Below are 23,431 nucleotides of genomic sequence, written 5' to 3'. Positions count from 1 at the left end.
GGTGAATTTTGTCGAATTCTATTTAATTTCCGTAATAGTAATAATAGTCTGTTTCTGAAGCTTTCTTATTATTAAGAACGCATCCTAACAGCTTTCCTTTTGTTGATTGTAGAAGCTCCTTCGCTTTCTTTGCCGGATCCATTTCTGTTTTCCCGCTTGAAACGACAAGGATGCTTCCATGGCACTGGTTGGCCATAATTTGTGCATCTGTTACTACCAGGACGGGTGGCGTATCAAATAGGATCAAGTCGTATTCTTTATATGCTTCTTCAAAGAAATTCTCCATTGCTCTTGAACTTAGAAGCTCTGCCGGATTAGGAGGCACTGGACCGCTCGAAAGAATATGAAGTTTGTCCACCCCGCTGTCTTTAACAGCTTCCTTTAGGGTCACTTGTCTCGATAGAATATTCGTTAATCCCGTCGTGTTCGGAAAGTTAAACGTATAGTGAACAGTTGGCTTTCTCATATCTGCATCGACGAGGAGGACGGTCTTCCCCTGCTGAGCAAAGACGACGGCTAAGTTCGCAGCCGTTGTGGACTTCCCTTCCCCGGGGCCAGCTGATGATACCATGATCGATCGGTACTCCTGATCGACGGATGAGAATTGGATATTCGTACGAATCGTACGGTATTGCTCCGATACTGGAGATTTCGGATTGACTTTCGCTATAAGCTTACGTATATTTGCGTTCATTGATTTCTTCTGTTTATTAAACACCGACACTTTCACCTCTGCGTCTTGACGTTCTTTCCTGGCGATGAGCTACCTTCTGAAATTCACTGTCGGTAATCGTCGGGATCACCCCTAGTACTGGGAGCTCAAGACCTTTCTCGATGTCCTGCTCTGTTTTCACTGTGTTATCCAAGAATTCAAGTAAGAATGCAAGTCCGACTCCGGCCATTAATCCCACTACCAACGCAATAGCGATATTTAATAACGGTTGGGGTTTAATCGGAGATGGATTTTCTCCTAGCTCTGCCTTAGCAAGGATGCTCACATTATCGACGTTCATGATCTTAACGATTTCGGTTTGAAAGACTTCTGCAATCTTATTCGCGATAGCCGCTGCCTGTTTAGGGTCTTCATCCTGAACGGAGATGTTCACAACTTGGGAATCCTTTTCGCTTTGAACCGTAATTTTCTCGTTTAATTCTTTAGTCGTCATATCTAAATTAAGGTCATCAATAACAATATCCAGAATAGCCGGGCTCTTCATAATGACATTATATGTATTGATCAATTGCAGGTTGGTTTGTACTTCCCCTACATTAAATGACTGTTGGTCGTCATTCGATTTATTCACAAGCAATTGAGTGGACGATTGATAGATTGGTGTGAGGACGAAATAGCTGATCGCCGCACTTACCAATACTGCCATAAGGGTCAGTATGATGATGAGACTCATGCGTTTCTTCAACGTCTGAATGAGCTCCTTTAAACTGATGGTTTCTTCCATGATAGCCTCCTACATTTCTTCAAAAATAAAAATCTTGTCATATTATATCATAAGTTCTTGTTATTTTTAGGTAATCTTGTCATAATTTTAATAGAATTGAAATCTTTTGTTACATATCTATTAAACAATAGATTGTTTATTATTGGAAGGGGCTATACGGATTTGGTTCCATTTTCCAAATTCATTATTCATAGGAGGTTCGTAATGAAAAAGGTAATTATTTTTTTCCTACTTATATTATGTGGTGGGGTTATCGTGTACGGGAATCTTCACTGGAAGGCGATGACGACGGACTCTACGTCTTCAGATTCGTCTCTTAAACCTGAAGAAAAAGGGCAATCTGAAAAGGATGATTCACCATCCCCTGGAGCAGATAATGGTGAGGATCTGCCTGGAACGGTCAATTGGCCAGAAGAGTCTCGTTCTCTTTATAAAGAGAAGCTGGCAGCTGGAGAACCCTTCACTATTGTTCTGTTGGGGTCAACCGAAATGGATTCTATTGAAGAGGGATGGAACGATAAGGTGGAGGACGCTTTAGTAGAAGAGTATGGAGACACCGTATCAATTGAAAGTCTTTCCTTTGAAACCAATACACTTGAATTCGTTCGTGAAGAAAAATATGAAGAGATTGGGGAATTACAGCCAGGACTCGTCGTTTTTGAGCCGTTCGTCTTTAAAGATAATGGAAATGTTACGATTGAGGACACTCTTCAGAGCATCGGAACAATTATAGATGAAGTAAAAGAGTCATCACCAGGATCCGCATTCGTCCTTACCCCTCCTCAGCCTATTTATCAGCCGGCGAATTATGCTGCACAGGTTACCGAGATTCAGGAGTACGCGGAAGAGAATGATATTCCGTTTATCGACCACTGGTCCAACTGGCCTGATGTGGAGGATGAAGAAATCAAAACGTATCTGGATGATGTCAGCAGTCCGAATGAACAGGGGCATACAACCTGGGCCAAAGGAATCACCGAATTCCTAGTAGAAAAGGAATAATTTTTTACTATTTTAGGAATAATTTAGTTTTTTCCACCAAATTATGTGATAAAATGACGGTATTATCTATCAAACTATGACAATAAAGGAGAAGTGTACGTGAAAAAGACATTGGTTTCTGTAGCAGCTACGGCTGTTCTCTCGTCTTCGTTTGTTAGCTATGCCTCGGCAAGCACTCATAAGGTGGAATCAGGCGACTCCCTTTGGCTGATCGCAAACAAATATGACACAAGCGTTGCCAACTTGAAGAGTTGGAACAAGCTGCAGTCGGAGATGATTTTTCCCAATCAGGTTCTGAAGGTTACCGCGAACGGTGCCCAGGCTCCACAAACGCCAACGCCACCTAAGCAAAACACAGGGCAAACGAACGCTAAAACGTATACGATCAAGTCAGGGGATACATTGGGACAGATTGCGGGTAAGCATTCGATTTCCCTTTCTGATTTAATGAGCTGGAATGGTTTAAGTAATCATCTGATCTATCCGGGGCAGGTGTTGAAAACATCGAAAACAGGCTCCAATCCTGCCCCGAGCAGTCCGGCACCCGCTCCAACTCCACCAAAACAAGACAGTTCGATTCAAAGCTACTCGGTTCAGTCGGGGGATACATTGTCTCATATCGGTATGAAGTTTGGTGTGACGGTAGCTCAATTGAAAAGTTGGAATGGACTTTCGAGCGATTTCTTATCGATTGGACAAGTACTGAAAGTGTCGAAATCAGGCGCTCAGCCTGTCAGTCCGGCACCGGCACAACCTGCTCCTACTAAACCGGACAGCTCAATGACAAGCTATACCGTTAAGTCAGGGGATACTCTGTCTCATATTGGTGCAGCATTCGGTGTGAGTGTAAGTGACTTGAGAAGCTGGAACAATCTTCCAAGCGATTTCCTACGTATCGGACAGGTACTGAAAGTGAAGGGTACGGCACAGACAGTCAAGCCGCCAGCTCCGTCCCCAAATCAATCTACGTCCTTTTCCGTTGATAAATTATTAAGTGAGGCAACGTCTCATATGGGAACCCCTTATGTATGGGGAGGCTCATCGGTCGGCGGCTTTGATTGCAGCGGCTTCATCTATTATGTCTTTAAAGAAGCCGGTGCTAAAAGTGTAAAGCGTCTATCCAGTGAAGGATACTACAGTCGCTCCTACTACGTAAATTCACCTCAGCCGGGTGACCTTGTATTCTTCGAAAATACATATAAAAAAGGCATTTCTCACTTAGGCATTTATATCGGAAATAATGAATTCATTCATGCCGGGGACAATGGTGTCCAGGTTACAAGCTTAAGTAACTCTTATTGGAAATCGAAGTTTGATGGATTTAAGAGATTTTATGAATTGTAGAATAGCAGAACCCGATGACTTAAATGTCATCGGGTTCTTTTTATGGTGTATAGTAATTTTGTGTATAGTAAACCCCGTACTCACCGCCGAAGTATACTCCTGTACCCAGTTGTTTGAAGAGGGGACTCAGGATGTTCTTACGGTGACCGGATGAGTTTACCCAGGCATCATGGACATCGATGGCATTGAATTGACCCGCGGCGATGTTTTCCCCCGCTGATGAGTAAGAGATTCCCGCCCGGTCCATTCTTTCAAAGGATGATAGACCATCGGGGTTATTATGACTGAAGAAGTTTCTAATGGACATGTCTTTGCTATGGGCTCTTGCCACCTCTTGAGCTTTTACATCTGCCTGAAGAGGATGCACTAGATGTCTTGCCCGTAATGCATTTGCCTGGTCGAGAATCTGCTTCTCCATGCTGTTTCTTAATTCTGTTTCGTTCACGTCCGGGTTGGTTATCGTGAAATCTTCTCTCATGAGTAAGATGCCGGAAAGTGTATTTCCATCATTTTTGTCATAATAAGCTCGAATAAGCATTTCATCGTAATCATAATCGTTGGCCTGATTATGAATGGCGCCTATTTGGTTCATTTTGGCTTCTACTTCTGTTCTGCTCAGACCAAGCTTAAGTCTTGATTGGGATACCCAGCTATCCGAATTGGAATAGACAGCCACCACTACTCCTTTAAATACACCGTATTGGATGTACTTCTTGGGATCCTGATTATAAACATACCAATCGAAGCTGAATCTGCTTTCATCGACTCGCTGGGGATCACCTGAAGAAGAGCGCAGTAATTCTTCGGTGGCATTGACATGAACTCCTTGGAATCGGAACTCTACTAAGCTGCCGGTTAATTTCTCCTGCACAACTGTTGAAACGGCGTTGATCCCTCCAAGAATACGAAATGAGTTGTAAGAGTTTACCAAGCTCTTCATCGGTGAAGGAATGGCCTCTTTCTTCACTAATAGAATAGGTGAGTTTTCTTTCGCTGCCAGCACTGACCCCGATAAGGCATCTGCGAAGTTTGTCCCCGTTGCTACATAAGCCATTCCCTTTTCCATCGGAAGCCCTTCTATGATGTTCCTGGCGGTTTCATATCGGTCGACTCCGCCATATCTGGTTGTGCCTGGGAGCTTTGATTCGACATTCGCAGAGATCACTCCGTTACCTCCGACTATTATGGTCTCTGCTTTTTGATCTGTAATCTTTTTGGTGGATGAAGGCAGTGTACTGGATTCCGTCAATACAATCGGAATACCGTTCTTGGCGGCAAATGGAGCCACGGCCAATGCATCCGGGAAGTTTCGCCCGTTGGCTACGATTGCCTTCTTGGAAGGTAAGTAGCTGGCGATTTGGGCTGCCGTTTGGAAGCGGTCGGCTCCTCCGATTCTTGTAATCTTGATATTATTCTTTTTCAGTTCATTTTCAATGGTTGCATCGATTGCACCAATCCCGCCTAATATGTATATATGCTTTGCCTGTAAACGCTCGATTTCTTCCGTCGTTTCAGAAGGCAGACGATTTTTGTAGGTTAGTAGAATCGGTGCGCTCATTTTATAAGCCAGCGGTCCCCCTGCAAGAGCATCGGGAAACGTTTGTCCGTTTGCCAGCACAACAGTGTCGGATTGAACCCATCCCCGAAATGAAATCTCCACAGCTGTATCGAAGCGATTTTCTCCATTGATCCGGTTTACATTTGCCTTAGCTGTGTCCAGTCTTACCAGGCTGAATGCAAGGATGATAAGTAAAATGGTTATGGCGGTTTTTTTGATCAATTGATTCCCTCTTTATGTTCTCTCTGCTCTAATAATACCAAATAAATCCAACCTGTTGAGGGTCACCCGACAATTCAATCCCGTTTTCTGATGCTTCTGACAAAAAGAGACAAAATTTTACTAATGTATTCCCTTTTCACGTTATTTCTAGTATATTTTTCATATGTGTAAAATTCATTATTTATAGGTGGGAAATATTTTGAGAGCAGATAAACATAATAAAAAAAGAAAACGCAAGTGGCCGAAAGTCGTTGGGATTGTCTTTATCCTGTTACTTTTAGCTGGTGGAGGATATGCGTATTCCATTTATCATTCACTGAATAAAACGGCTGAAACGATGAACGAGAACATTGACAGACCGAAGTCTGAGAAGCGGACAGAGGAAGTAAAGTTTGACAAGAAACATCCATTCTCTGTGCTCCTATTGGGGGTGGATGAAAGAGACGGTGATAAGGGCCGTTCAGATACTATGATTGTCGTGACAGTCAACCCACACGAGAAAACGACTAAAATGATTAGTATACCTCGTGATACACTCGTCGATATTGTAGGTAGAGGAACGGAAGATAAAATCAACCATGCTTACGCGTTCGGTGGCGTCGAGATGGCCATGGATACAGTCGAAGGATTCCTGGATATCCCGATTGATTATTATGCAAAGATCAATATGGAGGGATTCAAAGATATCGTAAATGCTGTCGGTGGAGTAACCGTTAACAATGATTTCACTTTCTCTTCTGGTGGCTATACCTTTAATAAAGGCCAGCTATCGTTAAGTGGCGATAAAGCCCTTGCTTATGCACGTATGCGCTATGAAGATCCACGTGGTGACTTCGGCCGTCAGGCAAGACAACGCCAGGTGATCCAGGCGGTCATTAAAGAGGGTGCGAGCGTGTCATCCCTCTGGAACTATGGTGATATCTTCGGAGCCATTGGTGAAAATGTGAAAACGAACCTGACGCTTGAAGAAATGGTCGATATTCAGAAGAACTACAAATCGGCGACAAAAGATATTTCTCAAAGTCAAATTGCCGGTGAGGGAGCCAAACTGGGCGGTATCTACTACTACATCGTACCTGAAGAAGAAAAACAAAAAGTACAAAGTGATTTAAAGGATCATTTGGATTTGAAATAATCATGAATTGAAAGAAGGACAGCTGCCTATGCGGCTGTCCTTCTTTCAATTGTAATAACCGCTTTTCTCATCAATACCCCACCTGCGATACTGGCGATCCCGATAAACATTAGGAACAAAATAGCTCCCACTGAACCATCCTGGTAAAGGATGTTAGTATAATGTCCCTTTGTTTCATCTGAAATCCCCCTTATCCATTGGGTCTCCAGCTTTGACTTAGTGTCTTCCGTGAAATCACTCTTCTTGACGATACCATTTTCATTGATCGTGTAGGTCCTGTATTTAATGTTGCCGTCCCTCTGATTAGCAGGAGTCGTTTGCAGGCTGACGATGAACTGCTCTTTGCCTGATTCAATGTCTGTTACTGATTTATATTGGATCACATTAGAGAAGGGCTGCATCCCCTCTTCCTCAGGGTCAACCTTAAGTCCTTTTATCTTCGCTTCCACTTCGTCATTTATTTCTAGAACGATGCTCGCGTTACTCTCACTTTCCACATAGGTATTTATTTTCACCCCGTGAAAGACCTGGACCGCATCAATCGATCCCTCTTCCTCTAAGGACACATAGTCATATTGCTTCTCAAACGCACGTTGATAAAAGCCCTCTCTTATGGATTGGATAAGGAAGTAAGCTACGATAGACATGATGATGATTCCTAATAATAAGAAAGATGTACTTATTTTAAACCACAACTTTTGTCTTTTATTCATTGTCCTCAATCCCACCTTATTTGTTCGAATGGAGTCCATTTCTAGGTTTCTTTGATCATCACTTTTTCTATGTAACTTTCTACTATTTTAGTGAACTTTATTTAATGAGGTTGTATATTTTTGTAGAGGGAATTCAAATACTTTCCGACAAAAAACGCGATACTCTAATAGATAGTGATGTTTATTAGATTTTTAATTTTTAGTATTTCAAACCAGTATGTGCATCCAAACCGATTGGTAGAAGTATAAACGTAGAGGTTGAGACTGTAACGATATCCCCCGCTTTCGATTGACGACGGAGACGAAAAAAAAACCAGTTCACAACTGGTTCTTTCTTTCTCTTTATATTAAATAGATAATTTCTCTTCAGAAGAAAGAACAGAAAGCTAATCATAAATTTATGGAATTGGTGCTTTACGTTATAAAGTGTCTAAAAGCTTATTTAACCTCTGACAATTCTTTAATTTTATTCCTGATAAAATTGATATATTTGTCATCCTCTTGAAGTTCAAATACAATAAGTGCTTTCTCCATATAGCTCTTGGCTTTTTGTGGTTGATTTAACAGTTCCAAATTATATCCGATTTGGTAGTGTAACTCTCCTAAGAGATACAAACTATCTTTATGAAGAGCCCACTTAATAGCGTCCTCACAATATTTATTTGATTCTTCTATTCTAACTAGTCTCGTTAGTACTCTTGCTAAATTGTATAGAAGCCTTGTTTTAATAGAATAGTTATTCAAGTGCGGTAAAATTTGCAAATGCACTTTAATTTCTTCAAATACCTCCAAAGCTTTATCAAGGTCTTCATTAAAGTAAATAGCTCCGAGAGATAACAAAATCTCTAATTCTCTTTCTTGAAGAATTTTCCCTTTAAGACTTGTAATATTTATAGCCTCTTGGAGGGTTTCCACCGACTTATCAAGATCTTTTCTTACTTCGTATAAGTATATTCCTTTGTGCCACAATAAAATTTGTTTATTTTTATTATTTTGCATAAATAAAGGATTGTGTTCTTCAGCCCTTACAATTTCCATCATTTCTTCAAACTTTAAGCTTCTCCGAAGAATTTGTAATTGTTGAAATACCTCTTGTACATAATCCAGTCTAGGTGTAGTACCAATATCAAAAAAATAATTGACATCCACCCCTAGCTTCTGAGAAATTTGATATAAGGTGGATGCATAAGGGAAAACATCTCCTTTTTCTATTTTACTTATTTGTGCTTGGGTACATACTCCTTCTGCAAGTTCTTCTTGAGATAACCCGCTATTTTTTCTGAGTTCTTTGATTTTTTTTCCAACTGCTGCAAAATCCATTAAACCCTCTCCTAAATATGCCTAAAGTTATATTTCTAAATGAAAACTGATGAATAAACGATATTACAGTTAATTAATTAGGTATTTTGATGTTATATGGGGAACTATCATAAAAATAAAATATGTTTTAATTAAACTAACATATATAATATTAATCTTATCTAAAATCTATTTAAACAAGAAAGGGAGGAAAGTCCTATGAAAAGACGTTTTCTTACTGTTTTTACAGCATCTATCCTTTTACTTAGTGTTTATGGATTTGCTACTGGTTCAAATGAGATTGCTGGGGGACAAATCCAACAAACTGAACTTCCAGGAAACCCACATTAATAAATACTTTAAAGCTTCCCTTAAAAGGGAGCTTTTTTACGATGAAAAATATTCTTATAGTAATATTCCTACAGTTATAGAATTTGCCAAAAAACGGATTATTCATGTTATAAACAAAGTTGCATGTGTGATATTAGTTCATAAGGCTAAATTCCCTCTTTTCCATATTGTGATAGGATAAAAGTACAATAAAAGAAAGGGGGCTTCATGATGAAAAGCATAAGCATGAAAGTAAATCCTCTATACTCGGATTTGGATATGTCGATCCAGTTCCAATTCGAATTTTCCAAAGGTGATTGTAAGGTCGGGCAAGCCATGGTATCCACGTACGCCATTAACAACCATGTGGAGCATCGTAAAACTCAAAGCGTAACAACTTCTAAAGTTGAGAAGTGTGCCGTCATTGATCAGTTCGAAATCGCAGGTGACCTTGGGGAATCCTGCATGAACAAGCTCCGCCACTTTCTGAAAGTGATCGGGATGAAAGAAATTCATTCTGGTTATGACATGACGCGGGAAAGAATTAGTAATTAAATGTTGTTTAGATTGAAGAGGCTATCCCATCTGGGCTGCCTCTTTTTGCATCTGCCATTCTAAAATTTCCTCATAAATCGTCTCAAAACGATATACCTTCTTTTATTCGAGCGTTTCAACATACCCAATACTGGAAGGGCAACTAATTTCACTCCGTTGATTGTAAGGGCTGCGCAGGCAAATGAATTGATTAAAAAGTATGGTAGATTGAGTATGAATACCACCATTGAGCATAAGCCCCATAACACTGCCTCCACTACTACCCTTTTTTCATAGGTTAATTTCTTTTTAATCAAATATGCCGGGATTACTGCAACCATTATGGATGAAAGGAGCAGGAAGAGCATGGCACATAATAAGCCTATAAGTGCTTCAATCATAATGATTCCTCATTTTCATAAAATCTTACCTATGATTCATTTCACCTTTTCTTAACAAAACTCCTGCCAATCTCATTTTTTCAATGAAGTTTGAACTGCATATATGTTTCACGCTTCTCATACATACGTAAAGAACTTTGGCATATGCCAAAGTTCTTATGTGAGGGACGGACCTTACTCAATGGAGCTTAAATCACCGGTCCAATTGATGTCTGGATAACCCCCTTCATGAATACTTTTCGAATTGCTCGATCCCGTATCGTAATAACCGTCTATACTATTCTCAATATGAATAACATAGGTATAATCATTCCATATTGTTCCTTCTTCGATCGCATCGTTCGAAACATCCGTCAATTTCTTCAGGAATTGGTTTGCTATGGCTCTCATTTCGTCCTCTGGTGTTTCTTGTGGGACGACGATGTTAAATTCCAACGGGTCCTGTTGAGAGTGAAGGATGACTGCGTGAGATACTGTATTTTGCACGATATAGTCTCTCGCTTCGTTAAACCATTCCTTTCGAAAATCTACCACTTCTTCCTCGCCAAGGTACTGAATATCCTTACTTAAATAATCCGCACCTCCTTTGTTCTTAAGAAGTGCCACTGATGTAATATACGATCCGCGATCAATGGTTTGAATCTCGCCAGCCGTATTTGGTTTAAGTTTGTTAAGACCGTCTAACTGCATTTCAACAATATATTCGCCGTAGTGAAAATCCGCAGTATAAACGCCTTCCATCACATTATAAAAATAATACGGTTCACCAAGCGTCTCGATAACTTGATCCAGTTTGTATACAGGGCTGATATTAGAGCGAATCTGTAACAGCTTCTTTTCATCTTGAAGAAAATGAAGTAGATAATTGTTAATCCGATCATAATCTTTATGACCTTTCATAATGTTAATATCTTCATACGTATCCTTGTATAACTCCTGTATCTCGTCAACAGAATCTCCTATGGTAAAAGAAGTCCCTATGAAAGTTCCATTCTTCGCTTCACGCTTAAATTCATCCGGGTGACTTAGGATGATAGACAGGTCAAAGGGATTTAAAGATGGTACATCCACCTTTTCAGGCTTGTTTTCCTGTTCATTTTTAACAGATGGCCCTTCTTCTAACTCTTCTATCTCTTCTTCTTGTCCTTCATTCTCATTTACACGATCAACGGGTTTCGCGGATTTCCTGATTATGGCTTTTTCATCTTTTATGTGTTCATCTGAATTGTCATTAGGTATAAACGTGAATTGATCTATAGACTCCTCTGTATCGTTCTCCTTCACGAGGTCATCCTTAAACAGATAACTGGAACTTAGAATAGAAAGAATCATGATGACACATAAAGAAACACCTAGATTGATGAAGATAGATTTTGGTGATGACTTCTTTTGTTTTTCACTCCTTATCTTCGTCAGTATGGCCCTTTTTTGACTGACAGGGTCGGTGTTCTTGAATACTTCCCGTTCTATTTCATTCTTCAAATTGTGCAATGGGTCCTTATTCATTGGGAAACCTCCCTTCCATTGTTTTCTTCAACTTTTCTCTTCCGCGATCTAACCTTGTCCGGACCGTTGAAGGGTTAATACCCAGCATTTCAGCGATTTCCTGGGTCGATAATTCCTCGTAGTAGTATAATAAAATGATTTCTCTATATTTCAGGGGCAATGAGAAGATATGAAATGCAACAGAGTCATTTTCTTCGTTTTTTATGATTTCTTGTTCCGGGGTAACTGCCGTCTCTTTATTAAGAATGCTATGGAATTTATTCACAATCATATTTTTCCTGAAATAAGCTGAACGTTTATAATCCTTACACTGGTTAATGGCTATTCTGTAAATCCACGTTTTGTAGGAGGATTTTTGATTGAACTGATGGAGAGCATGAAATGCTTTAATGAATACCTCTTGCGTAATATCCTGAGCAGTTGACCAGTCTTTCACATACAAATACACCAATTTTGTAACCTGTGCTTCATACTCGTCAATCAAATTCTCAATCAGCCTTTCCCCACTTACTTCCATCTGCATCACTCCCCTCTTCTCATGCTGTATAACTTCTCCCATTTTATATCCCCCTTGATTAGGCTGGATGGACGCTATTTCCAAGTCCTCATTATACCCAGGTCCGTTCCCCATCCGCTAAAGTTTAATGAATTTTTTTACATTTTTGTAAGTTATTCTTGAATTAGACGTTTGTCGGGATTAAGGTGTCTCATTTTTTGAGATTATTTAACAAAAAAACGAATTTTGTTATTAACTGACTTAACAATTGATTAAAAATGTTGTATCTTCTCGGATTCTAAATAGGAAAGAGAGTGATTGACAATAGAAGTTACTGAAACAAAAGATAAAGGACAATTCAACATAACAGATGAGATGGAAGGGAGACGATTGGGGCAACACCGTCAAAGGTCCGTCCCTCACCACTTTAAAGCGGTGAGGGACGGACCTTTGTTATAGAAGTGAATTAATGATAAGAAGGCTTGCGACTCTACTCGTCATGTCTCGGGTGTCGAGAGTCGGGTCAATTTCTACGATGTCCATGGTGTGGACTTTAGGATGCTGCAGGGCGGTTTCGATCGCTTGTGTCAGCGTATCAGGATGCATGCCTCCTGGACCGATTGCCGGGCAGCCTGGAGCGTAAGCCTGATCGAGGACGTCCATGTCTACTGAGAGGTAGATGGTGTCGACTTTGTCTTGAAGTTGGTTTAGAGCATTATTGATTAGCTCTGTCATGGGTTGTTGTCTGACGTCCTTCATGGTATAAACTGTAACACCTTGCTCGATGGCATAGTCATAATAGGCTTTTGCGTTGGCGTAGTTACGAATGCCAATTTGGATGAGGTGCTCACCTTTGATGTGCCCCTCTTCTATTAACCTTCTAAAAGGTGTTCCGTTCGTTGGTCCCCCGTCTTCCGTGTTACGGAGGTCATGGTGAGCATCAAACTGAATGATCCCGACTGTCCCTTTCGTTTCCTTGATAGCTTTCACCGTTGATGTGGTGATGGAATGGTCGCCTCCAAGGATTATGGTGAAGGGTGCTGCGTTTGTGTTGGTTGCATCTTTGACTGATTCATAGATTCGTTGATGGCAGTCTTCTATTGATGTCGGGTGCATGGTGATGTCGCCGAAGTCGATGATGGTTTTCTTGTCTTTGGCGAGGTCCGTCCCTCTTTCGATGTTGTAGGTCGTAAACGAGTTCAGGCATCGTCTGATCGCATCGGGTGCAAAGCTTGCCCCTGAGTGTGAAATGGAAGGTTTGGAAAGGGGAGCGCCAATGATGGCGATGTCCCCTTTTATTCCTTCTACCCATGGTGTCAGAAGTTCTGCTGCTTTGGTTGTGTAGCGGTCTTTGAATTGAGCTTTACCCGCCTGCTTAATGTGTTGAAATGTGCTCATGAAGCTTCTCCTTGCGGTAGATGATCCGACCGTTTTTCATGACGGTGTGGGTGTGGTTCACCCCGTAGTGATACGGTACGTAATGATAGTTAGGTACATCCCATAGGACGATGTCGGCTTTTCTGCCCGGGATTAGTTTTCCTGCTGAATCCCCTCTGTTGATGGCATGTGCTGCGTTGATTGTTACAGCGTTCCAGATTTCTTCCGGTGTCATTTTCAGCTGCAGGGATGCTAGATTCATAATGAACTGCAGATTCTCTGTTGGTGAGCTGCCCGGGTTGAAGTCTGTTGACAGGGCGACTGCCGCTCCCGCTTCCATCATGCCTCTTGCGTTGGCGAACTTGCCTTTGTTCAGATAGAAGGACGTGCCTGGCAGGAGGACCGCAATGGTGTCCGTCTCGCCCAGTGCCTGGATACCTTTTTCGGATGCGCCAACTAAGTGGTCTCCGCTTGTTGCCCCAATTTCCGTTGCCATTTCTGTTCCGCCGAGTGGATCGATTTCGTCGGCGTGAATTTTAACGGAGAAGCCTTTTTCTTTGGCTTTTGTTAGGAACTCGCGGGACTGTTCTACTGTGAATACCCCTGTTTCACAGAAGATATCAACGAATTCAGCCAGCTGTCCTTTTTCGATATCGTTCAACAGCTCGAGCATTTCCGTTAAAAATTCATCGGAGCGACCTTTGAATTCCGGTGGGATCGCGTGTGCTCCAAGGAATGTGGAAACGATGTCTGCCGGGTGCGATTCGTTCAGTTGTTTGGCAACTCGCAGCTGTTTTAGTTCAGTTGGGCGGTCAAGGCCGTAGCCGCTTTTCGCTTCGACAGTTGTGACTCCGTATGAAATCATTCTGTTTAAGTGGAAACGCGCTTTAGTGAGCAGCTCTTCTTCTGATGCTTCGCGGGTGGCACCTACTGTAGATAGGATACCTCCCCCGCGTTTCAGGATCTCTAAGTATGGAACTCCCTGCTGTTTGAGGGCCATTTCGTGTTCACGTGAGCCGCCAAAGACTAAATGTGTATGCGGATCTACTAGACCTGGTGTGACCAGCTTTCCTTCTGCGTCGATTCGTTCCGTTGCTTTGAGGGATTGTGCTTCTTCATGTGTTCCGATCCATGCGACAAGTCCGTCCCTGATGGCAAGGGCTGCATGTTCTGAAACCTCGAGTTTACTCATTTCCTCCCCTTTAAGAGGTCCGTCCCCATGATCCATCGTCAGGAGCTGTCCGATATTGTCGATGATGGTGTCGAAGTGTTTTTCTGCGGTCATATTATTCTCCTCCTTTGTTCATCGGGATGTGGATGTTGTGTTTTTCGGCTGTTTTTTCTGCTATGTCGTAGCCTGCGTCGACGTGGCGGATGACACCCATTCCCGGGTCTGTTGTGAGCACGCGTTCTAATCTTTCCTGTGCAAGGTCCGTCCCGTCTGCCACAACCACCATACCAGCGTGCAGTGAGTAACCCATGCCTACTCCGCCGCCGTGGTGGAAGGAGATCCATGAGCCGCCTGCCGCTGTGTTGATGAGGGCGTTCAGGATTGCCCAGTCTCCTACTGCGTCACTGCCGTCTTTCATGCTTTCCGTTTCACGGTTCGGTGAAGCAACGGATCCGCAGTCCAGATGGTCACGGCCGATGACGATCGGTGCTTTCAGTTCTCCGTTTTTGACAAGCTCGTTGATGGCCAGACCCATTTTCACTCGCTCACCGTATCCAAGCCAGCAAATACGGGAAGGCAGTCCCTGGAATGCCACCTGCTCCTGTGCCATATCGATCCAGCGATTGAGGGCTTCGTTTTCTGGGAAAAGCTCTTTGATCAGGCGATCTGTTCTATAGATATCCTCTGGATCACCTGACAGTGCCGCCCAGCGGAAAGGTCCTTTTCCTTCACAGAATAATGGACGGATGTAGGCTGGGACGAAGCCAGGGAAATCAAAGGCATTGTCGACTCCCTCATCCTTCGCTACCTGTCGGATGTTGTTGCCGTAGTCGAATACGATCGATCCTCTATTCTGGAACTCAAGCATTGCTTCCACGTGTTTGGCCATGCTTTTTTGTGAAAGCGTTGTGTAGGCTTTCGGATCCTGTTTGCGAAGCTCTGCTGCTTCTGTAAGCGAATATCACTCTGGTACATAGCCGTTCAATGGGTCGTGGGCTGATGTTTGGTCAGTTACGATATCGATCTGAACATTCCTTTTTAAAAGTTCATGATGAACCTCTGCCGCGTTTCCAAGTAAGGCGATGGAAAGAGGCTTGCCTTGATCACGTGCTTCATAGGCCATCATTAACGCTTCATCGATGGAATCTGTCTTCACGTCACAGTATTTCGTGTCGAGGCGCTTTTGGATGCGTTCTGCATCAACGTCGACTGCGATCACGACTCCCCCGTTCATGGTGACGGCGAGAGGTTGTGCTCCACCCATTCCGCCTAGTCCTGCAGTTAGAGTGATCGTACCTTTAAGTGAGTTGTTGAAATGTTTCTTCGCAAGTGCTGCGAACGTTTCATATGTCCCTTGCAGGATTCCTTGCGTCCCGATATAGATCCAGCTTCCCGCCGTCATTTGGCCGTACATCATGAGGCCTTTTTGATCGAGTTCGTGGAAGTGCTCCCAGTTTGCCCATTTTGGTACAAGGACCGAGTTAGAAAGTAAAACTCTCGGAGCCGCTTTATGGGTTTTGAACACACCAACCGGTTTCCCGGATTGAACAAGCATGGTTTCATCGTTTTCCAAGTTTCTGAGCGTGTGAACAATGGCGTCGAAGGACTCCCAGTTACGGGCCGCTTTCCCGATACCACCATATACAACAAGGTCTTCCGGAATTTCAGCTACCTCAGGATCAAGATTGTTATAGAGCATGCGAAGAACTGCTTCCTGCTCCCATCCTTTACATTCAAGGTCCGTCCCTGTTTTGATTTGTACGATTCGGTTGTTTGCCTTAACCATTTGTCGTTTCCTCCTTTGTTTTGTTAGGTTTGATGAGTGTGCTTAACGAGATCTGTTGCAGCCACTGGTTGGCTTTTTCTATATCTTTCGAGAAGATCCGGTCCTTAGTGATGGAAGGGATGACCTTTCTCGCTGCTTCGTAAAATTGTCGTGTCCTGCTTGCCATGAGGTCCGTCCCTCGATGTTCTGCTGCCTGCAGATTGCAGATAAGTTCGACGGCGAGGACTCTTCTTGAGTTCTGCAGGATTTGGTAGGCGTGTCTCGATCCGATGGTTCCCATGCTGACGTGATCTTCCTGGTTGGCTGATGACGGGATGGAATCGACGCTCGCTGGATGGGCGAGTGTTTTGTTTTCGGATACGAGTGATGCTGCACAGTATTGCATGATCATGGCACCGGATTGAAGTCCTGGTTGTGGACTCAGGAACGGTGGCAGATCATTGAGCTGCGGATTCACGAGTCGTTCGATCCGTCTTTCTGAAATGTTGGCAAGCTCAGCAATGGCAATTTTCATGAAATCCATGGCGAATGCGATTGGCTGGCCATGGAAGTTACCGCCTGAAATGACCTTTTCTCCGTCATCAAAAATGAGTGGATTATCGGTTGCAGCATTCATTTCTATTTCCAGCTTTTCTTTTACATAGTCAAGCGCCTGCCAAGATGCTCCGTGTACTTGCGGGATGCATCGTAACGAATATGCGTCCTGGACTCTGAGTTCTCCTTGCTTCGTTGTCAGTTTACTGTCTACCAGGTAATCCCGGATTCTTTTTGCCGTTGCGACCTGCTGAGGATAACCCCTTACTAAATGAATATCTTCGTCGAAGGCATCCATGATTCCTCTAAGTCCCTCCAAGGTCAGACTTGCGATCATCTCACTTTGGAAAGCAAGTTCCTCTGCTTCCAGGTATCCGATGACTCCCATTGCCGTCATCGCTTGCGTTCCGTTGATGAGTGCCAATCCTTCTTTCGCCTGAAGCTGGATAGGGAAGATGTTTTCTTTCGAAAGGACAGGAAGGGTTTGATGTACCTCTCCTTGATAGTGGACTTCTCCTTCTCCCATCAATGCTAGGGCAAGGTGTGAAAGTGGCGCTAAGTCTCCGCTTGCTCCAAGTGATCCCTGCTGCGGGACCACAGGATGGATTCCTTTATTCAAGAACTCCGCTAGCCTTTCGACGATCACGGGCCTAACACCAGAATAGCCTTTTAAAAGAGCGTTGCATCTCAGTAGGAGCATGGCACGAGAAACGTTCTCAGGGAACGGATCACCCACTCCACAAGCATGAGAGTGAATCAGGTTCAGCTGAAGCTCCTCCACATCATCCGAATCAATCAAAACATCACTAAACTTCCCAAAGCCCGTATTGATCCCATACACCACACGCTTCTCCTTCACAATCCGCTCAACAGCCTCACGACTCTTCCGCACCCGCTCCATACTAACCGGCGAAAGCTCCACTCGCTCCTTCCCATAAATAACCCTCTTCGCCTCATCCAGCGTCAAACTACAACCCGTCAACTCTACCATTACAATCACCTCTCCATATTTTTAGGGACGGACCTCCATAAGTCGCCTCTGTACAACCTCAATCTGGCCAAACCCCTCTGAATCGCTATGTTTGTTGTTTCATTCTTTAACGCTTTAAACCACTCTGGGACGGACCTCCAAATCTGCACAGTCCACTCCCGAAAATCTTGACCCCAAAAACTCCACACAAAAAGAGGCTCGACCAAAGACAGACTTCTGCCGTTGGTCGAGCCTCCTTTTAACTAATATCTCTAGGCTCTCTACTTTAAATATGATTGATTCCAAGTCCGATTGTCTCGTGCTCCAACCCTTTAATGGGCGCACCAATCGTTCCATATAACGCTACTGCGATCCATTCGCCTTCATCTTCACTTGCATATGGAGTCCCCCGTACAACAGAGAAGCGCAATCCCACTGTGCGCAGAACCTCACCTAATTGTGTATGGCCGCGGGTCACACCCGTCAATGCCTCCATGATGGCGTGATATAAGGCGTGCATTTCACGATACAAATCTTCCCGGACAAGATCACTTCGCTTCGCTGCCGTTTCAATCGCAGCCACGATTTTTTGACTATCCATGGAACCGATTTTCCCAGTGCAGTAACTCCAATTCAGTTCATTGAAATGACGATTCCATTCTTCTTCCTCTTTATCTACGAGGAGAAGAAGCATGGCATTCTTTCCGATACGAGTATGATCTGTCTTATCCAAGTGGCATTCGCACCTTACGTGAAAATTCTAAAAATACTAATAACTACTTATATTGTATGGTCTGTTTCATAAGAGGTCAACGAAAAAAGTGGTGATTTTAGAAACTTAGAGAGGTAGTTTGGTAGCGTGGTAAAGGGTTTTGGAGAGCTTCTCTGGCAGAGGCATAGGGGGTGTTCACTAGTTCAAATGGTTGGAGGTCCGTCCCTCATAAACAATAAGAACTAGAAAAGACGTACCTATTCAATTTAGGTTCGCCTCATTCCTCCTTTACTCTTCTTGTTTTTTGCCCTTTCCTTTGAACACTTGGGGATTGTTCATGAGATAGGTGACGGTTCCATCATCAGACTTCAGGCTCAGGTAGGACAGAATATCCTGTTTGTCTTCATTGGCAAGACGGTCATCCATAGGGTATAAAGATCGTATATTCAGTTGCTCCACTCCATCCCGCTTTTCCAGAACAACCTTACATTCCTTTGGTGTGTTGTCACCTATTCGGACAAACTTAAATGGGATGGAATGATTACGATCGATTGGAACGGCAAATAAGGTGGTAAACCCAACTGTTTCAAGTATCTTATCGGAATACATGATGCTTTCCAGTGCATGGGAAAATCCCGGTGGCTGATTCACAACGACTAACTTATTGTAATAATGCTGGCCTTGAAAGACGACTAAATGTTTTTTCGATTTCTTGATGCTCCTCTTTGAAACATGAAAATCCTCAAACACCAACATAAAATCTTTTTTCATACTTCCTCCTCCTCGATATAGGAATTTGGTCCTACTAACTTGAATTTCGACATAAACATCTAATTCCCTTTAATTTTTTACAAAAATATTTTATTTTTTTACAACTTTAGTTGTATTTTTGTCAAATTCCTTGTTTGGGTCTTCCTTCTCTTCATCTTTGTCTACATATTCTTTATAAAGCTTCACTTCTGAATCTGGAAAATAGGCCAGGGTCCTCTCCTTTGAGAGAAGCGGATTGTCGATGGAATGAACATAAGAGGGGTAGCTGCTCCAGGGATAATACTCGGGGACGACAGTGAGTTTGGCTTTGACAGGATTTTGGTGAATATATCTGCTGACCTTAATGAAATAGGCAGGTGTATCAATCTTGGTTGAGCCATATCTTCCTTGAAAAACATGTCCGACATAATCATATTTTTTATTGAAATAAATCGCATAACGGGTATGAAGGATTCTGAAGATCTGCTCGAGTGGAACGTCATGGGTTTCGATTAGAAGATGAATGTGGTTGGACATCAAACAGTAAGCGTGGATAGTAAAGGGATACTTGTCTTTCGTTTCCTGCAGGTAGGATAAATACTTCTTTCGGTCTTCAATATCATGAAACAAATCTTGCTTCCGGTTCCCTCTTGCTGTTACATGATAAGTGGCTCCCGGACACCAATCCCGAGGCGTTCGGACCATAACATCACTCCTTCTCTTGGTTTAAACTAAATTTCGTACAATTACCTATTCGACACAACTCCGAAAAATCCTCTTTTTTTGAGGGACGGACCTTGGTAATTCACAAAAGAAGTTAAATTAAGCTTCTTGGCTTCAAGTTATACTTTGGAGGTCCGTCCCTCATCTTTTTAGTGAACCACCTTTATTCTTCTATTCTATCTATTAAGAGGTAATCTTTTCTGTTCAGTTCCTCGCTGGTAAAGCTGTTTTGAGAATAGTAGATCACACGCTGTTTGCCGTAATTTTTAGTACTGAATACCAGGTTTGACTCTGATTTCAAACGTATCCATTTGACCTTTCCCGTTAAATTGGATTCCGTGACCCATATAGCGCAAATCTTTCTCCCTCTGTTCTGATCTCCCATTCTATCTTCCACCTTTACCCCCAATTCGACAAAATTACAATTATATTTACATTTTAATACGTTTTAGTGTAATTTAGTATACCTTTTTCAATTTTTTGTAATTTCAATCAATAATTCTGAAACTTTAAAGACGAAGAAAACAGGTAAATCCTGAAAATCCTTCACGATCATCCTAAATTCAAACGGACCTATCCTCCTTCACAGAAAAGCGCAATGAAAAATTTATCTCCGAGGTTAACCACCTCTAACAGACGAAGTAGGGACGGACCTCAAGGATCCTCAATTTAATTCAATATGTGAGGAAATCGGCATTTTAACTTTATTGTTCTATCAATAGAGGTCCGTCCCTCATAAAAAACAAAAAGCGCTGAGATTCCCATTAAGGATTCTACAGCGCTTTTCGTTGATTTAAAGCATATCCAGTTTGCAATTCTTGTTTTAGCCAATCAATCATTTTATCTGTATTCATATCTCCTTGCTGACCCTTGTCATACGCTTTCTGGATAACAGAGAGAACATATTGTTCCTTGCTTACGTTTCCTTTCAAAAAAGACAACCTCCTACAATATAAAACAGTTTCTATCACTTTATTACACTATTATACGAAAGTTCAAACATCAATTACTAGTTATATTACCATATATATACAAAATTCTACAAATATTTTTCGACATCCGTCAATTTAAATAGGCTTAAAGACCTATTAATTATTAGCATATATTTCCGATAAAATTTTGGTATGGGGAAAAATTAACGTTCGTCAAAAAATATATACATACGTTCGTTATTGTCTAGCAGCTTCAAGTCGGGAAAAGGGGGATTTTTATAATGGCATTTTTAACACCGGAAGAGGCAATGAGAAAGAAGAAAACGCAGAAAGTAGTTACATATGTAAGTTTCGTTATTATTACGATTCTACTAATAGCAGGGACTACCTACCTAACCTATCAAGCATAAGCTGACAAAAAGCGTCCATTCGACGCTTTTTTATTTTATTTCTTAATTCGTTCTACAATTTATGGAAAAGTTCGATGATTTTCGATAGAATAAGAGGTGGAATCTATTCAAGTTGGAGGACATCATTTTATGCATAGAGAAGTCAGACTTTTCATTGGTTTGAAACAACCATCAATCTTCTTTTATCAACTCAATGAGATGGAGGCATTAAAAGGTTTTAAGAAACGAGTCTCATTTCTCTTCCTATTATCCATTGTTATATTTGGATTGATCTCGTCTTTCGGGATCGGAATGGACCCTTTGTCTAAAGAAATGACGAAGCTATCCCCAACTGTATTCGAGTTGGAGAAATTTTTATTTTTCTTAGGCAGACTAATAGCTGGAATGCTTTATGCAGCTATCATTCTCTTTTTTTCATCATTAATCTTCTGGACAATATCCAATGAAGGTGAATACCGTAAACTGGTTATCACTCAAGGCCTGGTCTTAATCATTTTATTACTTGAAAAACTCACCTATATACCATTATCCCTATTCTTTTCACTCGAATGGCACTCTTCACCACTCTCTTTAGGGGTAATTACCCAATATATAACATCAAAATCGTATGTCATCTATTTAATGGGAAGCTTCTCACTTTTTAAAGTTTGGGTTTTCTACATTCAATACAAAGGTATCAAACAGTTAACCAATCAAAAAAACTGGATCATCTGGTTAGTGATTCTCTTAACCAATTTATTCTTGTGGTCTCTTAACGCACTACTCGCTTTCTTAAACATTTCAACCTTAATTTAACTTTCTAAAGGCTGTGAACATGATGAAAAGGAAAACCATTTTTTATAGCACTTTAACACTCTCTCTTTTGTTTGTCGGTGCAAATACATATCTAATTGAAAAAGCGAACAGCAAGGTCGATCGCGAAGTCCGGGTAGCCAATTGGGAAATCAGCGGAAAAGACGATTTAGTTAAAGAGCTTCCGAAACCTGGTGTCGTTACAGCTGAAGAAGAAAGCTACATCTATTTCAACGACGAATTTGGCTCCTTCAAGAAATTCCTTGTTAAAGAAGGTGAACAGGTAAAATCCGGAACGCCACTTTATGAATATGAAGTAACCGATCAAACACAGCAAAAAAGTGTTCTGGAATCAGAAGTAGAGCAATTGGAAGATGAGATTGATAGTATTGAAGACAACATCGATGATTTGGAAAGCCTGGAATCGTCCCTTCCTTCCTCTTCATCGGACGACAAAAAAATTCCGATTGACGCCAGTGCACTTCAGTCGGAGTACGAAATAAAAAAAGAAATTGCCGCTAAAGAATTAGAAATTGACCGCTTAGAAAATCAAATCGATAATCTTGAACGCCAAATTTCAGATATGGAATCGTATGAAACAACGTTAACGGTGCAAAGCAGTGTGGACGGGACCATCAAGGACCTCTCCCATGCGATTGATAATCCATTGATTACAATTGCCTCACAGTCCACCATTGTAGCGACTGATCTTACGGAAAAAGAAATCGTGACCGTGGAAGAAAATATGAGCGCAGTCGTTCAATCCGACATTGAGAAAAAGACTCAAAAAGGAATTGTGACCAGTGTTGCCACTCTCCCAAAAAACGATCCACACTTGCAAACAGATAGCATGTATCCTGTGGAAGTGAAAATTCAGGACACTGAGAATAAGCTTCTACCCGGTCATCACGTTTTCCTATCGATCATCACGGAGGAAGTAAAAGGTGCATTGGTCGTGCCTGTCACTGCGATTGAAAAAGAAGGTTCTTCTACATACGTCTGGATCCTCACAGAAAAAGGAACCGTTGAAAAGCGAAAAGTTGAAACAGGGCTTCAAGTAAATGGGCAGCAACAAATCAAGTCAGGAGTGAAGGCAGGAGAATACTACATTGTTTATCCAGGGGACATTCCTGCTTTAGAGAACTGTACTCCTTTCGTAACGGGCATTGATTGGAATAAAATCAAATTGCGTGAGTTGAAGAAAGTAGATCGCCCGACGGTATTAGAAAACCTGCTAATTGGAATATTGGAACGGAAATAATAGGGATTAGTCGCAT

At 42.0% G+C, this 23,431-nt stretch carries 24 protein-coding genes and 1 pseudogene; 8 read left to right on the top strand and 17 right to left on the bottom strand.

What is annotated here, in order from left to right; all coding sequences use genetic code 11:
• Positions 1 to 22: 22 nt before the first annotated feature.
• Positions 23 to 694 (bottom strand): CpsD/CapB family tyrosine-protein kinase, encoded by a 672-nt coding sequence (locus tag RSX31_RS17595; protein WP_315635607.1) that lies wholly within the window; start codon positions 692 to 694, stop codon positions 23 to 25.
• 16 nt (positions 695 to 710) lie between these two features.
• Positions 711 to 1,457, bottom strand: a complete 747-nt coding sequence (locus RSX31_RS17590; protein WP_315635397.1) for a YveK family protein — start codon at positions 1,455 to 1,457, stop codon at positions 711 to 713.
• 204 nt (positions 1,458 to 1,661) lie between these two features.
• Here RSX31_RS17590 and RSX31_RS17585 point away from each other — a divergent pair, with 204 nt between their 5' ends.
• Entirely contained in the window at positions 1,662 to 2,459 is a 798-nt protein-coding gene (locus RSX31_RS17585; protein ID WP_315635395.1) for an SGNH/GDSL hydrolase family protein, read from the top strand.
• Positions 2,460 to 2,558: 99 nt separating this feature from the next.
• Positions 2,559 to 3,803: a C40 family peptidase gene (locus tag RSX31_RS17580; protein ID WP_315635393.1), complete on the top strand. Its 1,245-nt coding sequence runs from the start codon at positions 2,559 to 2,561 to the stop codon at positions 3,801 to 3,803.
• Positions 3,804 to 3,843: 40 nt separating this feature from the next.
• Here RSX31_RS17580 and RSX31_RS17575 read toward each other — a convergent pair whose 3' ends face one another.
• Positions 3,844 to 5,583: a cell wall-binding repeat-containing protein gene (locus RSX31_RS17575; RefSeq protein WP_315635391.1), complete on the bottom strand. Its 1,740-nt coding sequence runs from the start codon at positions 5,581 to 5,583 to the stop codon at positions 3,844 to 3,846.
• Between the two features lie 199 nt (positions 5,584 to 5,782).
• Between RSX31_RS17575 and tagU the strand changes: the two genes are divergently transcribed.
• Complete coding sequence (gene tagU / locus RSX31_RS17570; RefSeq protein ID WP_315635390.1) at positions 5,783 to 6,718, top strand: polyisoprenyl-teichoic acid--peptidoglycan teichoic acid transferase TagU; 936 nt, start codon at positions 5,783 to 5,785, stop codon at positions 6,716 to 6,718.
• Between the two features lie 26 nt (positions 6,719 to 6,744).
• Here tagU and RSX31_RS17565 read toward each other — a convergent pair whose 3' ends face one another.
• Positions 6,745 to 7,431, bottom strand: a complete 687-nt coding sequence (locus RSX31_RS17565; RefSeq protein WP_315635388.1) for a hypothetical protein — start codon at positions 7,429 to 7,431, stop codon at positions 6,745 to 6,747.
• 438 nt (positions 7,432 to 7,869) lie between these two features.
• Positions 7,870 to 8,751, bottom strand: a complete 882-nt coding sequence (locus tag RSX31_RS17560; RefSeq protein WP_315635386.1) for a helix-turn-helix domain-containing protein — start codon at positions 8,749 to 8,751, stop codon at positions 7,870 to 7,872.
• Positions 8,752 to 8,949: 198 nt separating this feature from the next.
• On the opposite strand from RSX31_RS17560, the gene RSX31_RS17555 reads away from it, so the two are divergent.
• Entirely contained in the window at positions 8,950 to 9,081 is a 132-nt protein-coding gene (locus RSX31_RS17555) for a hypothetical protein (RefSeq protein ID WP_315635384.1), read from the top strand.
• A 210-nt stretch (positions 9,082 to 9,291) separates the two neighbouring features.
• Entirely contained in the window at positions 9,292 to 9,615 is a 324-nt protein-coding gene (locus RSX31_RS17550; protein WP_315635382.1) for a hypothetical protein, read from the top strand.
• 59 nt (positions 9,616 to 9,674) lie between these two features.
• On the opposite strand, the gene RSX31_RS17545 is transcribed toward RSX31_RS17550, so the two are convergent.
• From RSX31_RS17545 to RSX31_RS17490, 12 genes and pseudogenes are all read right to left on the bottom strand, one after another.
• Positions 9,675 to 9,995 carry a hypothetical protein gene (locus tag RSX31_RS17545; protein WP_315635380.1) on the bottom strand — a complete coding sequence of 107 codons (321 nt, stop codon included), beginning with the start codon at positions 9,993 to 9,995 and terminating at the stop codon, positions 9,675 to 9,677.
• A gap of 174 nt (positions 9,996 to 10,169) precedes the next feature.
• Positions 10,170 to 11,501, bottom strand: coding sequence for a hypothetical protein (locus RSX31_RS17540; protein WP_315635378.1), 1,332 nt, complete (start codon positions 11,499 to 11,501; stop codon positions 10,170 to 10,172).
• Positions 11,494 to 12,060 (bottom strand): sigma-70 family RNA polymerase sigma factor, encoded by a 567-nt coding sequence (locus tag RSX31_RS17535; protein ID WP_187443718.1) that lies wholly within the window; start codon positions 12,058 to 12,060, stop codon positions 11,494 to 11,496. The genes RSX31_RS17540 and RSX31_RS17535 overlap by 8 nt, the downstream gene beginning before the upstream one ends.
• A 390-nt stretch (positions 12,061 to 12,450) precedes the next feature.
• Entirely contained in the window at positions 12,451 to 13,395 is a 945-nt protein-coding gene (gene hutG, locus RSX31_RS17530; protein ID WP_148996377.1) for a formimidoylglutamase, read from the bottom strand.
• The gene (gene hutI / locus RSX31_RS17525; RefSeq protein WP_315635375.1) at positions 13,373 to 14,659 is read right to left on the bottom strand and encodes an imidazolonepropionase; all 1,287 of its coding nucleotides are present in this window, start codon (positions 14,657 to 14,659) and stop codon (positions 13,373 to 13,375) included. Before hutI ends, hutG begins: the two co-directional genes overlap by 23 nt.
• Position 14,660: 1 nt before the next feature.
• Positions 14,661 to 16,331: pseudogene (hutU, locus tag RSX31_RS17520) on the bottom strand (urocanate hydratase).
• Positions 16,324 to 17,856: a histidine ammonia-lyase gene (hutH, locus tag RSX31_RS17515; protein ID WP_315635373.1), complete on the bottom strand. Its 1,533-nt coding sequence runs from the start codon at positions 17,854 to 17,856 to the stop codon at positions 16,324 to 16,326. Before hutH ends, hutU begins: the two are co-directional and overlap by 8 nt.
• Positions 17,857 to 18,121: 265 nt before the next feature.
• On the bottom strand, positions 18,122 to 18,568 hold the full coding sequence (hutP, locus tag RSX31_RS17510) for a hut operon transcriptional regulator HutP (RefSeq protein ID WP_262372014.1): 447 nt from the start codon (positions 18,566 to 18,568) through the stop codon (positions 18,122 to 18,124).
• A gap of 267 nt (positions 18,569 to 18,835) precedes the next feature.
• A complete protein-coding gene (locus RSX31_RS17505) occupies positions 18,836 to 19,318 on the bottom strand; it encodes a hypothetical protein (protein WP_315635370.1) in 483 nt (160 codons plus the stop codon).
• Between the two features lie 90 nt (positions 19,319 to 19,408).
• The gene (locus RSX31_RS17500) at positions 19,409 to 20,002 is read right to left on the bottom strand and encodes a transposase (RefSeq protein ID WP_315635368.1); all 594 of its coding nucleotides are present in this window, start codon (positions 20,000 to 20,002) and stop codon (positions 19,409 to 19,411) included.
• Between the two features lie 181 nt (positions 20,003 to 20,183).
• A complete protein-coding gene (locus RSX31_RS17495; protein WP_148971157.1) occupies positions 20,184 to 20,405 on the bottom strand; it encodes a hypothetical protein in 222 nt (73 codons plus the stop codon).
• A gap of 388 nt (positions 20,406 to 20,793) precedes the next feature.
• Positions 20,794 to 20,952, bottom strand: a complete 159-nt coding sequence (locus tag RSX31_RS17490) for a hypothetical protein (RefSeq protein ID WP_187443716.1) — start codon at positions 20,950 to 20,952, stop codon at positions 20,794 to 20,796.
• A gap of 281 nt (positions 20,953 to 21,233) precedes the next feature.
• On the opposite strand from RSX31_RS17490, the gene RSX31_RS17485 reads away from it, so the two are divergent.
• From RSX31_RS17485 to RSX31_RS17475, 3 genes are all read left to right on the top strand, one after another.
• Positions 21,234 to 21,362, top strand: coding sequence for a hypothetical protein (locus tag RSX31_RS17485; RefSeq protein ID WP_299744173.1), 129 nt, complete (start codon positions 21,234 to 21,236; stop codon positions 21,360 to 21,362).
• 129 nt (positions 21,363 to 21,491) lie between these two features.
• Positions 21,492 to 22,157, top strand: coding sequence for a hypothetical protein (locus tag RSX31_RS17480; RefSeq protein ID WP_315635364.1), 666 nt, complete (start codon positions 21,492 to 21,494; stop codon positions 22,155 to 22,157).
• 19 nt (positions 22,158 to 22,176) lie between these two features.
• On the top strand, positions 22,177 to 23,415 hold the full coding sequence (locus tag RSX31_RS17475; RefSeq protein ID WP_315635362.1) for an efflux RND transporter periplasmic adaptor subunit: 1,239 nt from the start codon (positions 22,177 to 22,179) through the stop codon (positions 23,413 to 23,415).
• The last annotated feature ends 16 nt before the right edge of the window (positions 23,416 to 23,431 follow it).

The organism is Rossellomorea yichunensis, from assembly GCF_032337515.1.
GTDB classification, from domain to species: Bacteria; Bacillota; Bacilli; order Bacillales; family Bacillaceae_B; genus Rossellomorea; species Rossellomorea yichunensis.
This window is presented reverse-complemented; position numbering and strand designations above follow the sequence as displayed.